The organism is Hyalangium ruber (assembly GCF_034259325.1).
Taxonomy (GTDB): Bacteria; Myxococcota; Myxococcia; order Myxococcales; family Myxococcaceae; genus Hyalangium_A; species Hyalangium_A rubrum.
This window is the reverse complement of record NZ_JAXIVS010000002.1, coordinates 684528-696904: the sequence shown is the minus strand read 5'-3', so window position 1 is coordinate 696904 and position 12377 is coordinate 684528. Positions and strand designations below refer to the sequence as shown.

Genomic DNA, 12377 nt, shown 5'->3' with positions numbered 1-12377 from the left:
GCGTCCGGACAGTCGAGAAACTTTTCCGGGCCGATCGCAGGAAACTTCTCCCCGGGTGGTGCGACAATGGTTTCGAGGATCAACCGCCCATGCTTTCGCGGATGGGCCGAACCACATCGAGGAGTTCCGTCATGCGCGTCAATGGAAACGGTGGGCCGTACCGTCCCAAGCAGGCTGAAGTTGAGACGAACAAGCCTGCGACATCCAAGGAGACGCCCGCGCGCGGCTCCGAGACGCGGCAGACGAATCGAGTGAGTTCGGACGGTTTCGAGTCCACCCCGCGCGCTGGCGCGGCGAGCGCCACGGCGCGTAGCTCCGGCCCGGCGGCGGCGCGCAACCTGCCCGCCGAGGTTCGCACCCCGGCCAGCGACTACTACCGTCAGCGCTATGACGACTTCGTGCGCCGCAACCCGGGCATGAAGCCGCCGGACTACTACCTGAACTACGGCCAGAAGTACCTGGAGAAGTTCTCCAGCCTGGGCCCCAAGGACCTGACGCCCGCGGGCCAGGCGTGGCGCGACCGCACGCTGCAGGCGCTGCAGGATGCCATCGAGTCGAAGCGGGCCGAGGACCCCGTGGCCTTCGCGCAGCTGGAGCGCGACCCGGAGGCCTTCAAGAAGTTCGCCTATGACACGCACGCGGATGCGTACGTGAAGTCGGGCCTGTTCAACCTGCCCGCGCAGGATCTGGTGAAGATCGCCACCACGCCGGAGCTCAGGGACTTGCTGGGCAAGGACGGCGTGCGGCAGATCGTCGACGTGATTGGCCGGCTGAAGCCGGAGGATCTGGCCCGCATCGGTGGTGAGACGGTGAAGGAGCTGGGCCGGGCGATCGACGAGCTGCGCAAGAACTTCAAGCTGCCGAAGATCGAGCTGCCGCAGTTCCCGCGGCTGCCGCTGCCGAGCGTGCGCCTTCCCTGGCAGTGAGCACGCTGGCATCCTTCCGGCCGCGACTCGCGCTAGGGAGAGGATGACACGTGGCGGAGAAAGACTGGGAGAAGCTGGGTGAGCTGGCGGAAGGGCTCCAGGTAGGGGCCGTGTCCGTCAGCCGTGAGGGGTTCGGGCTGGTGGGCACGCGTACGGAGCCCACGGCGGGGACTCTTCCCGAGCGGATGCGGGGCCGGCGTGCGCAATTGCACCGGGCCACCGCCAAGGGGCTGGAGCGCGTCTACGAGGGCCTGGGCTGGGTGCAGGCGCTGGACTGCCACGGCTCGCTGTGCGTGGCGCTGGGCGCGACGCTGAAGGCCTCGGGCTCGGGCTCGGACTATCACCTGCTGGTGTCCACGGACGGTGGCACGCAGTGGAACCTCCGGGGCCTGGTGCCGGCGCCGAGCGCCGCGCAGGTGCTGGCGGTGAGCGCCGATGAGATCTGGGTGCTCGGCGCGTACTTCCTGGGGCGCACCACCGATGGTGGAGCGAACTGGACGGAGCCGACGCTGGACGGCGAGCGCAACCCGCACTCCGAGCGGCTGCGGCGCACCGAGCGCGGCGTGGCGCTGTTGGGCAAGGGCCTGCTGCTGTCGAACGACGGGGGCACCTCCTGGAGCCGTGAGGCGCAGGGCACCGCGAAGCTGGTGGACGTGGACGGCGCGTACGTGCTGGCCGCTGAAGGCAACCAGCCGAAGGTGGGCGAGCGGCGCGGCGGAGAGGTGCGCTGGCTGTCGCCGCTGCCCTCGGGCAGGGATCCGCTGCGACTGGCGGTGGAAGGCCCCACGCTGCGAGTGCTCACGCGCAACGCGGATCCGAGCAAGGGCGTGGAGCCGGCGGTCCACGTGAGCGAGGACGGCGGCAAGAGCTGGTCCACGCAGAAGCTGGACGTGGGCGCGCACGTGGACATCGCGAGCCGCCACGGCCTGGGCGCGGACATGCGCGGCCGGGTCTTCGGCCGCCTGGCCTGAGCGCGGGAACGGGTGAGGGGTTCGAGCGCCCCTCACCCATGCCTGCCGGCTACAGCTTCACCTCTTCGCGGTCCGGGTGGGTGATGTAGCCGGAGCCCGCCTCGACGATTTTGGCCATCAGCTTTTCCATGCCATTGGAGCGGCTGAAGGCCATCTCGTTGCGCGTCGCCCCCACCAGCGTGAGCAACTGCACCTTGCCCGAGGGCAGGGTGAACTCCGCCGGCCGCGACGGGTCCCTCACGAAGACGAAGCCGTTGAGCTTCGACTCGCCGCCCGTGAGCGAGCCCTCCACCGGGTAGCGGTGCCCCATCGCGAAAGCCCGCAGGCACACCAGGTTGTAGGCCATCATGTCCAGCAGCCGGAGCACCGGCCACTGCGCCTCCTCGGGCGTGTGGATGACCATCTCGTAGCCGATGCCGCTGGGCGCGTTCTCATCTACCTCCGCGCCCGGCGCCACCGTGAACGGGTTGGACAGGCCACTCGTCACGTACGACCAATAGGGGAACTGCTCACTGGGCGGCGCCACCCGAACACCCATCGGATCCCAGTTCGGATCCAGCTCCTGCACCTGCGCCAGGTCACTCTCGAGCCACGCCTGCAGCGCGCCCGTCTGTTCCAGCGTGTAGACCTCCTCACTGATTGCCCCGAAGAGCTTCGGGTACTCCACCTCGTCACGGTCGGCCCAGCAGTCCTCGTACCACTGGACGAAGTCCTCATCCGTCTCGGGCACTTTCATGGGACCGACTCTAAAGGTCCTGCCCGGTTTCACAACTACAAGAACGCACTGGGCGTACCCAAGGTGGGCAACTGTTTACACACCCTGGGAGGCCGGGCTTCCCACCGAGGGCTTCCCCCAGCCCTGGGTGTCCAGCAGAGGACCCGCCGTGTGGCGTCTCGCGGACAACTCGGGGTTTTCGGGTGTCGGTACGGGACGTGAAGAGCCCCACAGAGGGACGGACCTGGGGACGAGTCCGGAACGAATCTTCGCCACACGGGGGAAGCCTATGCACAGGGGTTGGAGGGCCGTGGTCGTCGCCGCGGCGTTGGGAGTGGGCAGCAGCGCCGGCGCACACCAGTTCGAGTGCGAGAAGACGGTCAATGACCGGCAGGTGGCTGAGGTCAGCGAGTACCCGACGACGCTCTTCTTCAACTACCGCCTCATCAACACCCACCCCGCGCACAGCTCCATCGCCACCGTGGCGGAGGACCCGGTGCTGGCCCAGCACGGCTGGAGCTTCCGCTACCCGGTGCCCCTGACGGTGCCGGTGGGCGGCTGGGTGGAGATGAAGTTCGCCCTGCCGGTGAACTCCTATGAGGAGTGCAAGGCGCTGGCGGCCGAGGACGGCCTGGCCGACAACGCCTTCGACACGAACTTCCAGGTGGTGTGGCCGCTGGGCGAGGACCAGTGCAGCACGCGCGTCGTCTGCCTGGCGCCGCCGCCTCCGCCGCCCGAGGACTGCACCGTCACCAACACCTGCCCGGAGGCGCAGATGACGCGCGACGCGGGCTTCTACAAGAACCACGAGGTGGCGCTCCAGCAGTGCCTGGACGTGGGCCCCGTGGACCTGGGGAGCGTGGGTCCGGCCACCACCCTGCAGGAGGCGCTCGGGGTGCTGTGGGGCAGCCCCGCCCAGCACAGGAACAACGAGCCGCGCAGCGCGCTCGACAGGGCGCGCTTCCTGCTGGCGCGCCAGTACCTCGTCGCGCACTGCAACTTCTGGCTCTTTGGCGCCGCGCCGTTGGATCCCGACCTGATGGAGAGCACGCACCAGGCGCTCTCGGGCACGCGCTGCCAGCGCATGGAGGCGCTGAAGACCGCGCTCGAGGCCTTCAATGACTCGGGCAAGAGCCTGCCGCTGCCGAGCTTCTTCGACCCGGGGCCCGCCACGCCGCAGCACGCCCAGAGCATCGCCCACGACTACACCCAGCCCAGCGCTCAGAGCTGCGAGTGAGCCGCTCGCCTTCCACCCGATTCCAGGAGAACACACCATGAAGAAGCTGATGCTGACCGCCCTGGGTGCCGCCGCGCTGGCCCTGTCCGCCTGTGGGGACTCGCTGCCGCCGGAGACGGACGCCTCGCCTGAGGCCGTGCAGGGCCGCACCTTCGAGCTGCGCCTGCGCGGGGACAACGCCGAGGGCTATGGCGCCGTGCTGGTGCCCATCGCCTCGATGGACGTCACCGCCGGGGGCGCGCGACTGCCGGTGCGCCTGGTGGCGCGCACGGTGGACCTGACCGCGAAGGACCACGCGCACCTGCTCGGCACCTTCACCGTGCCTGAGGGCGTGGAGCAGGTGCAGGTGGCGCTCACCTTCGATGACTTCGGCGGCTGGGAGCAGGGGCTGCGCGCCGGGGCGCTCGACACGCGGGTGGCGCCGCTGCGCTTCAGCGCTCCGGTGGACTCGCTCTCGAAGCGCGGCCGCGCGGTGGTGCAGCTGGACGTGGGCCAGTCGCTGCTGCCCGTGGCCGAGCAGGAGCGGCTGCTGCTGCCCAACCTCACGGTGAACTACTAGCCCTCCAGCGGCCAGGGCTTCAGGCCCGCGAGCTGTTCGGCCTCCGCCACGGCGGGGGCCAGGTGCGCGTTCTCCCGGCGCAGGAAGTCGCGGATGGCTTTATCCAACTTCGCATCGAAGATGTGGTGCGCGCTGTGGACCGCGGTGGGCTCGAAGCCGCGAGCCACCTTGTGCTCACCGCCCGCGCCGGGCTCGAACACCTTGCGGCCGGCGCGGATGCACTCCTCCACCGAGTGGTAGAGGCACACGTTGAAGTGCAGGAAGGGGTGCTCCTCGAAGCAGCCCCAGTAGCGCCCGTAGAGCCGCTCTGGCGACACCACGTTGAAGGCGCCGGCCACCACCTTGCCGTCGCGCACCGCCTCCACCAACTGCATGGACTCGGGCATGGCGCGGAAGACGCGGGCGAAGAAGTCCGGGGTGAGCTGCACCTGGCCCCAGGAGTAGCGCTCGCAGGTGGCGGCATAGAAGTCGTGGGCCCGCTTCGCATGCTCGCGCCCGAACTCCGTGCCCGGCACCGTGCGCAGGGTGATGCCCTGCTCCGCCGCTGCGCCGCGCTCGCGCCTCAGTTGGTGGCGGCGCTTGGAGGAGAAGCGCCCCAGGTAGTCGTCGTAGGTGCGGTAGCCCGGGTTCTTCCAATGGAACTGGAGCGTCATCCGCCGCGCCAGGCCCTGGCCCTCCAGGAAGTCCGCCTCCTCGTTCGTGGGGTAGAGCACGTGGACCGAGGAGCAGTCCGCCTCGCGGGCGCTCTCCAGCGCGGCCTTCAGCAGGGCCTTGCGCGCCTCGCCCACGTCCTCGCCCTCGGCCACCAGGAAGCGCGGCGCGGTGGCGGGGGACAGGGGTGCGCCGAGCAGGAGCTTGGGGTAGTACGGCACGCCCATGCGCGAGGCGGCCTGCGCCCAGGAGAAGTCATAGATGTACTCCCCCATGCTGTGGAACTTGCGGTAGGCCGGTGAGGCGGCCACCAGCGTGTCGCCGCGCCAGAGCGTGAGGTGGTGGGGCGCCCAGCCGGTCTCCTCCTGAGCGCTGCCGCTCTCCTCCATGGCCGACAGCCAGGCGTGGCGCACGAAGGGGGGCGCGACCGGGCTGATCAGCGCATCCCACGCGGCGGCGGGTACATCGGTGATGGACTCGAGCACCTTGAGGCGAAGAGACGGAGCACGCACGGGGACAGTTCTAACGCGCCCCGTGCGCGAGTGCTGGCTTGCCCGTCTGAAAGGAGCCGAGGCAGCGGGCGGCTATTCCCAGGTCAGCTCGTAGTCGTAGTCCATCAACCCCAGCACCTGGGTGCGCACCCGGGCGTTGCGGGCGTTGACGGACTCGAGCACGCCCAGCAACACGCCCTCGTTGTGCAGCGGCGGCATGAGGTCGCGGCGATAGGAGACGCGGGCGGCGAAGTCGCCGTTCATCGTCACGATGCGGTCGCCGTAGCTCACCGAGGAGCGGTAGCCGGAGGGCAGGTTGTTGAGGGCGCGCTTGGGCGAGTTGCCCGAAAGCAGCAGCAGCGTCTTGCCCGCCATGGAGCTAAGGAAGTCGCTGGTGGTCTGCCGGCCGATCCAGCGCTGGGTGTCCGAGGGCGCGCCCAGGTGGGCGCCGAGGACCTTCGAGGCGGCGTGCAAGAGCCGCAGGAAGTCGGAGGTGGGGTAGCTGGAGAAGTCGATGAAGCGGCGCTCGAAGCGCTTGTCCTTCAGCAGCTCGTAGCACTGACGCAGGGCATTCTCGCCGCCGAAGTTCTTCACCGCGCTGAGCGTGCCGTTGAAGAACAGGCCGCGCGAGGTGTCCGTCGCGGTGGCCAGGGCGATGCGCCGCTCGTATTCGGCTTCCCCAGCTTCGGGGGTCGAGGGCGCCGGTGAGTTCGGCTGGATCATAGGGACACAGACTCCTGTGGCACGAAGGAACATTATTCCACGAAGGGCCCACGGGAGGGATAGACCCAACGTATGGGGCTGAAAAGAACCTGGCGGCGGTAACGGGTTGCGAGCGGGCTACAGCCCAGGCAGAACGCCCCGGCGCGCAGGAAGCCTGCCGCGACCTGCCCGAGAGGGTACTTCCCGGAGGAACACGCCCGTGGAGCGAGCGGACGTCGTCACGCTGGACAAGCGGCACGTATGGCACCCCTACACGGCGATGGAGGCCTACATCGCTCGGACCGACCCCCTGGTGGTGGTCAGGGCCGAGGGACCCTACCTGGAGGATGCGGACGGGACGCGTTACCTGGACGCCAACGGCTCGTGGTGGGTGTCCACACTGGGTCATCGGCACCCCCGGCTGGTGCGGGCGCTGGTGGATCAGGCCGCGTCGCTGGCGCACACGGCCCTGGCGGGCATCACCCACGAGCCGGCCTCTCGGCTGGCCGCGGAGCTGGTGGCGTTGGCTCCGGGGGCGCAAGCGGCCGGGATTGCAGCGGATCAGCGGCTGACGCGGGTCTTCTATTCGGACAATGGGAGCACGGCGGTGGAGGTGGCCATCAAGATGGCCGCGCAGTACTGGGCGCAGAACGGGAGGCCCCAGCGCACGCGCTTCGTGACGCTGTCGGGAGCGTTCCACGGGGAGACGCTGGGGGCCACGAGCGTGGGCGGGGTGCCAGCGTTCCGGGACGTGTTCGGGCCGCTGCTCTTCGACGTGGTGCATGCGCCGTCGCCGGCGGAGGAGGGTGGGTGGGAGCGGGCGTTCGCGGCGGTGGAGCAGGTGCTGCGCGAGCACGGGGACACGGTGGCGGGCGTCATCCTCGAGCCGGTGCTACAGGGTGCTGCGGGGATGCAGGTGTACGCGCCCGAGTTCGTGCGGGCGGTGCGCGAGGCGACGCGGGCGGTGGACACGTTCCTCATCGCGGACGAGGTGTTCACGGGGCTGGAGCGCACCGGGGCGCGCTTCGCGTGTGACCTGGCCGGCGTGGTGCCGGACATGCTGTGCCTGGCCAAGGCGCTGAGCGGAGGGCTGCTCCCCTTCGGGGCGACGCTGGCGACGGAGCGGGTGTTCTCGGGCTTCCTGGGCGCGAAGGATCGGGCGCTGTACTACGGGCATTCGTACTGCGGGAACCCGCTGGGAGCGGCGGTGGCGCGCGAGGTGCTGGCGGTGTACCGGGACGAGGACGTGCCGGGGCAGGTGGCGCGCAAGGCGCCTCGGGTGAAGGCGGCCTTCGAGCGGATGGCGGCCACGATACCGGGCGTGGTGCGGCCCCGGGCACTTGGCATGGTGGGCGCGGTGGACCTCGGTGGTGGCGGGTACCTGGCCAACGGGGGCTGGCGCGTATACGAGGCGGCGCGGCGGCGGGGCCTCTACCTGCGGCCGTTGGGCGACACGGTCTACATCTCCCCCGCGCTGAACATCCCGGACGCGGCCCTGGACGAGCTGCTCCACGGGGTGGAGGCGTGTCTGCGCGAGGTGGCCGCCGGCTGACGCACCCGGTTCAAGGCATCACGGCGGCGCGGCGCTCCTGCCGGAGCAGGAGCAGCTCGCGGATGATGATCTGCACCGTGGCCACCACCGGCACCGCGACCACGGCGCCGACGATGCCCGCCAGCTCCGCGCAGAACAGCACCGCCAGCAGCGTGAGCAGCGGGTTGACATGGACCGTGCGGCGGAACACCAGCGGGGCGATGACGTTGCCCTCCAGCTGGCCGTAGAGGATGAAGTAGATGAACACCACCGAGGCCTGCCACCACCCGGCCGTCACCAGGGTCAGCAGGGTGATGAAGCCCCCGGCCACCACGGGCCCCGCGTAGGGCACCATGCTCGAGAAGCCGCTGGCGATGCCCAGCGGAAGGAAGAACGGCAGCCCCAGCAGCGCGAGCACCGTCGTCGTCAGCGTGGCGTTCACCGAGCAGATGAGCGTGAGCCCCGACAGGTAGCCGCCCGTGGCGTCGTACACCTTGCGCAGCACCCGCTCGTAGCGCGCCCGGTGCTCGGAGGGCACCTGCGCCAGCACCCGTCGCAGCAGGCCTCCGCCGAACACCAGCATGAACACCACCAGGAAGAACACGGTGAGGGCCGCGCCCGCCAGGCTCACGGCCCCGCCGATGGCGCGCAGCAGCGGCGGCATCGCCAGCATCCCCGAGGAGCGCGCCGCGGGGTTCTCCTGGCCCAACTGCGCCAGCGTGTCGAAGTGCGCGCTCAACAGCCGGAACAGCCGCAGCGAGCGGATCTGCTCCAGCAGCGTCGGAAATTGCGTTAGCAGCGCCTCGCCCTGGGTGATGGCCGCCGGAATCACCAGCAGCCCCAGCCCCGCCATCAGCACCACCACCGTCCCCATCACCACCAGGATGGCCAGCCCCCGCCGCAAGCCGGCGCGCACCAGCCGCGCCACCCCATGCTCCAGCGAGAGCGCGAGCAGCGCGGCGATGCCCGTGAGCGTCAGGGCCACCCGCGTCTTCACCACCAGTACCGCGGCCACCACCACCGCCAGCGCGGCGAAGCCCACCGTGAACGCCGTCTTGAGCGTCACCTGGGACCGCTGCCAGTTCGTCGATCCGCCCGCCGCCACGCTCGCTCCGCTCCGCCCCGGGGACACCCCGCCCCCCTGCGATGCGTCGCCTCCGGCCGTCCGGCAACGTGTACCCCTCGATTCTGGCTGCTTGCCCGCTTTGGAGCGTCCACCCCTCAACCCTGGACCTGGATTCCAGGACAGAGACCGTGCGTTCGGAAAAATCGTCCTGAGCGAGATCCACGAAAAATCCCTGGCGACAAGGGAGGGATGTGGGCGCGGTCCGCGCCATCGCCGAAGGGAGAGCCGTCCATGAAGGGGTTCAAGTCGCTGGGCCTGGTCGTCACCACCACCTTGCTGGGGTGTGGGGCAGGCCCCTCCTCGGAGCCGGCCGCCGCTGACACGTCGAGCCCGGCCACGCGCGCCTCGGCCGCCGTCCACGCGAAGAAGAAGATCGTCAACTCGCCCGTGGCCAGCGAGAGCGCCTGCTCTGCCTTCTACTCCAGCCCCCAGGCCCAGGCGGCCCTCACGCAGGCCGTGGTGGATCCGGGCCTCCAGGCCGACGGCTCGGTGCGCACCCTCATCCTCTCCTTCAATGAGGACGCCGCCCTCCCGGCCGCCCTCAACACCCTCACCGGCACGCTGGGCCTGGTGCTGGGGCAGAACCTCGGGGCGCTCCAGGAACTGCCCATGGTGGCTGTGTCCCTGCCCATCACCCCGAGCCTGCTCAACACCCTCAAGCAGCAGCTCCAGCCGCTGGGCCTCATCTCCATCTACGAGAACCGCCCGCTTCACTACTTCCTGGATGTGAGCAACACCTACATCCGCGCGGACACCGCGCGCAGCGCCTTCCAGGTTACGGGCCAGGGCGTGGGCGTGGGCGTCATCGACTCGGGCATCGACGGCACGCACGGGGACTTCCCCAACGTGGTGGCCAACGTGAAGGTGGTGGGCAACGTGCTGGGCACGGGCATCGGCGGGGCGCTCTATATCGATACGCCCAACAGCGACCTGACCAGCGGCCACGGCACCCACGTGGCAAGCACCATCGGCGGCTCGGGCGCGCGCTCCAACGGGCTGTACAAGGGCGTGGCGCCGGGCGCGAAGCTGGTGGGCGTGGGCGTGGGCGATGCCATCAACATCCTCTTCGCGCTCGAGGGCTTCGACTACCTGATGGATCCGGACGTGCGCGAGGCCCACAACGTGCGCATCATCTCCAACTCCTGGGGCACCAGCGGCAGCCACTTCGCGCCGTTCGACCCGGTGAGCATCGCCAGCAAGCGCGCGTACGACGCGGGGATGATCGTCGCCTTCGCCGCCGGCAATGACGGCCCGGGCGCCGACACGCTCAACCCGTACAGCGCCTCGCCGTGCGTGATTTCCGTGGCGGCCGGCACCTCGCGCGACACGCGGGGGGCGACCAACCCGCTGCTCTCGCAGGACGCGCCGGGCGAGCTGGTGGACTTCTCCAGCCGCGGCATTCCGGGGGACGCGCTCCACCACCCGGACATCACCCTGCCGGGCGTGAACATCGTCGCCGCGCGCGCCACCACGGCGCTGCCCGCCGTCGCCGCGCCGTACCTGGGCCTGGACGGCCTGCACCCGGAGCCCTTCTACGCGGCGCTCTCGGGGACCTCGATGGCGACTCCGCACCTGAGCGGCGTGGTGGCGCTGATGCTGGAGGCCAACCCGACGCTGAACATGGACGGGGTGCTGGCGGCGCTCACGTCCACGGCGAAGCCCATCTACGTGCAGGAGGCGAACGGCACCACCCGGCTGCGCGAGGAGTGGGAGGCGGGCGCCGGCTACGCGGATGCGTACGCGGCGGTGAAGGCGGCGGCCTCGACGGCGGGCACGCGCTACACCACGACGACTACGCCGCTGCCGGGCTGGACGGGGACGGTGAGCACCAGCGTGCGGTTGCCGGTGCTGGACCTGACGCTGGTGTCGGCCGAGCACAACCACACGCTCACGGTGCCGGCGGGTAAGAGCGCCCTGCGCATCTCGACGAACTGGGGCAACCCGGGGTTCGACCTGGACATGTACGTGTACGGGCCCAACGGCAACCTGGTGGCCACGAGCGCGGCGGGGACTTCGGCGGGTGAGGCGGTCTCCATCCCCAACCCGGCCGCGGGTACCTATCGCATCCAGCTCAAGGGCTTCCTGAATGGCCCGACGAGCTACACGGGCACCGCCGCGGTGGATCAGCTCGTGCCGCTTCCGTAGGCAGTCCAATCCCCCATAGGCAGTACCCGAATGGGGCCGAGGCCTCCGGATCACTTGAGAGGGAGTGGTCCGGAGGCCCGGAACTTTTAGGGGTCAGGATGGGGCAGAAGGGGCTGCTTCGGGCGGGCCCAGGTGCAGCGGATCCCAGGTGTATTGCTCGGTGGGGGTCAGCTTCATGTTCGTCAGTCCGTGGCGCTGGATGAACTCGGCGAAGCGCTCGGAGACGACGATGCTCCCTTGGAGTCCTCGTGGACGGAAGATGTCCTCGCCTTGCCAGGTGCCCGGCTCCAGGCTGAATCCGTGGACGGAGTTGAGTCCGCCGTAGCGACACTCGGGACAGGTGATGGGCTGGGCGCGGCGGAAGCGGCTGCGCGTTTCATCCACGGCGCCACGGCCAAAGCACGCGGTGACGGAGAGGTAGCGCGGAACCTCGATTGCCCCAGCGCTCTTGCGCTTCCTGCGCACTCGCACCACCTCCAGGGGGTGGAAGCCCAGCAATCCGATCAGCCCGTCCGTCCGAAAGGCCTCGGCCATGCGCTCGGAGATGAGGAAGTCGTAGCCAGGTCCCTCCACGAAGTCGCCGAAGTCCTTGCCTGGGAGGTCCAGTTCGACGCGGTAGGGAGGGAGCCACGTTCGCATTCCGATGGGATCGCCACATCGCTGGCAACGGGGAGCTCCTTCCAGGCGGACAGGCTCGGCTTTGCTGAATTGGGTGTCGTGGCTCCCAGACAGGTCGTGCTTGAGCAGGAAGAAGTGCTGAGCGGGCTGAGGATCAGAAGCCATTGGGAAACCTCGCGCGCATCTCGGGGCGGTCGTAGATCTTGCGCAGGAACTCCTCGAACTGCTTTGGCGTCGCCTTGCTGTTTTCCTTGAGCCACTGGATGACCTCCGCGTCTACCTTGCGGTGCCAGTCCTGGTAGCCGCAGTGCGCTTCCTCGTCCTTGGCTTGGGTCATGTAGCGCGGGTCCCTCGGCCGGTATAACCCGTCGAGGGTTTCATGCTCCTTCAGCGCCTTGGCGATAGGCCGGGAGATCACATGGTGGTTCTGGCCCGTGCATTCGGGAGGCTCGGAGGTGCTGGATGAGGCCTGGTCGTCGGACTCGGCGGTCGCGGCGGATTGTGCCTGACGGGTCCCCTCTTCGAGCTTCACCGCCAGCAGGGCCTTCTCGATGGCGTCAGCGAGCTTGGGGTCGCTCACCCTCAGCGCCGTGCAGGCGCTGGCCTGGCCCTGCTTGCAGTGGCACACCACGGAGGGTTCGTTCTGTGCGCAGGGAACCTGTGCCACCAGGAGCAGGAGCAGAACGGGGAGCATTCTCTCCAAAC

Annotated in this window: 12 protein-coding genes; 6 read left to right on the top strand and 6 right to left on the bottom strand. The window is 69.5% G+C overall.

Annotated features, from left to right (window positions below; all coding sequences use genetic code 11):
- Positions 1–131 precede the first annotated feature (131 nt).
- Together SYV04_RS07880 and SYV04_RS07875 are read left to right on the top strand one after the other, a co-directional pair.
- Positions 132–926 carry a hypothetical protein gene (locus tag SYV04_RS07880; protein WP_321545019.1) on the top strand — a complete coding sequence of 265 codons (795 nt, stop codon included), beginning with the start codon at positions 132–134 and terminating at the stop codon, positions 924–926.
- A gap of 50 nt (positions 927–976) precedes the next feature.
- Positions 977–1897 (top strand): WD40/YVTN/BNR-like repeat-containing protein, encoded by a 921-nt coding sequence (locus SYV04_RS07875; protein WP_321545018.1) that lies wholly within the window; start codon positions 977–979, stop codon positions 1895–1897.
- Between the two features lie 49 nt (positions 1898–1946).
- Here the strand turns inward: SYV04_RS07875 and SYV04_RS07870 are convergent, their stop codons facing one another.
- Positions 1947–2633 carry a suppressor of fused domain protein gene (locus SYV04_RS07870; RefSeq protein WP_321545017.1) on the bottom strand — a complete coding sequence of 229 codons (687 nt, stop codon included), beginning with the start codon at positions 2631–2633 and terminating at the stop codon, positions 1947–1949.
- 289 nt (positions 2634–2922) lie between these two features.
- Between SYV04_RS07870 and SYV04_RS07865 the strand changes: the two genes are divergently transcribed.
- On the top strand, positions 2923–3849 hold the full coding sequence (locus SYV04_RS07865) for a hypothetical protein (RefSeq protein ID WP_321545016.1): 927 nt from the start codon (positions 2923–2925) through the stop codon (positions 3847–3849).
- A gap of 37 nt (positions 3850–3886) precedes the next feature.
- A complete protein-coding gene (locus SYV04_RS07860; protein WP_321545015.1) occupies positions 3887–4408 on the top strand; it encodes a hypothetical protein in 522 nt (173 codons plus the stop codon).
- Here SYV04_RS07860 and SYV04_RS07855 read toward each other — a convergent pair.
- Positions 4405–5571: a GNAT family N-acetyltransferase gene (locus tag SYV04_RS07855; protein WP_321545014.1), complete on the bottom strand. Its 1167-nt coding sequence runs from the start codon at positions 5569–5571 to the stop codon at positions 4405–4407. The two genes, SYV04_RS07860 and SYV04_RS07855, sit on opposite strands and share 4 nt — an antisense overlap.
- A 72-nt stretch (positions 5572–5643) precedes the next feature.
- Entirely contained in the window at positions 5644–6273 is a 630-nt protein-coding gene (locus SYV04_RS07850; RefSeq protein ID WP_321545013.1) for a DUF2378 family protein, read from the bottom strand.
- A 199-nt stretch (positions 6274–6472) separates the two neighbouring features.
- Between SYV04_RS07850 and bioA the strand changes: the two genes are divergently transcribed.
- Positions 6473–7804: an adenosylmethionine--8-amino-7-oxononanoate transaminase gene (gene bioA / locus SYV04_RS07845; protein ID WP_321545012.1), complete on the top strand. Its 1332-nt coding sequence runs from the start codon at positions 6473–6475 to the stop codon at positions 7802–7804.
- 10 nt (positions 7805–7814) lie between these two features.
- Here the strand turns inward: bioA and SYV04_RS07840 are convergent, their stop codons facing one another.
- Complete coding sequence (locus SYV04_RS07840; protein WP_321545011.1) at positions 7815–8888, bottom strand: AI-2E family transporter; 1074 nt, start codon at positions 8886–8888, stop codon at positions 7815–7817.
- Positions 8889–9140: 252 nt separating this feature from the next.
- Here SYV04_RS07840 and SYV04_RS07835 point away from each other — a divergent pair, with 252 nt between their 5' ends.
- Positions 9141–11054 (top strand): S8 family serine peptidase, encoded by a 1914-nt coding sequence (locus tag SYV04_RS07835; RefSeq protein WP_321545010.1) that lies wholly within the window; start codon positions 9141–9143, stop codon positions 11052–11054.
- A 93-nt stretch (positions 11055–11147) separates the two neighbouring features.
- On the opposite strand, the gene SYV04_RS07830 is transcribed toward SYV04_RS07835, so the two are convergent.
- Both SYV04_RS07830 and SYV04_RS07825 read right to left on the bottom strand, forming a co-directional pair.
- On the bottom strand, positions 11148–11693 hold the full coding sequence (locus tag SYV04_RS07830; RefSeq protein ID WP_321545009.1) for an imm11 family protein: 546 nt from the start codon (positions 11691–11693) through the stop codon (positions 11148–11150).
- Positions 11694–11826: 133 nt separating this feature from the next.
- Positions 11827–12366 (bottom strand): Wall-associated protein precursor, encoded by a 540-nt coding sequence (locus tag SYV04_RS07825; RefSeq protein WP_321545008.1) that lies wholly within the window; start codon positions 12364–12366, stop codon positions 11827–11829.
- Positions 12367–12377: the final 11 nt, after the last annotated feature.

Excerpts from the sequence above, each read along its gene's own strand:
- SYV04_RS07880 (WP_321545019.1), top strand. The coding sequence starts at position 132 with ATGCGCGTCAATGGAAACGGTGGGCCGTACCGTCCCAAGCAGGCTGAA.
- SYV04_RS07870 (WP_321545017.1), bottom strand. The coding sequence starts at position 2,633 with ATGAAAGTGCCCGAGACGGATGAGGACTTCGTCCAGTGGTACGAGGAC.
- SYV04_RS07860 (WP_321545015.1), top strand. The coding sequence starts at position 3,887 with ATGAAGAAGCTGATGCTGACCGCCCTGGGTGCCGCCGCGCTGGCCCTG.
- SYV04_RS07850 (WP_321545013.1), bottom strand. The coding sequence starts at position 6,273 with ATGATCCAGCCGAACTCACCGGCGCCCTCGACCCCCGAAGCTGGGGAA.
- SYV04_RS07835 (WP_321545010.1), top strand. The coding sequence starts at position 9,141 with ATGAAGGGGTTCAAGTCGCTGGGCCTGGTCGTCACCACCACCTTGCTG.
- SYV04_RS07830 (WP_321545009.1), bottom strand. The coding sequence starts at position 11,693 with ATGCGAACGTGGCTCCCTCCCTACCGCGTCGAACTGGACCTCCCAGGC.
- SYV04_RS07825 (WP_321545008.1), bottom strand. The coding sequence starts at position 12,366 with ATGCTCCCCGTTCTGCTCCTGCTCCTGGTGGCACAGGTTCCCTGCGCA.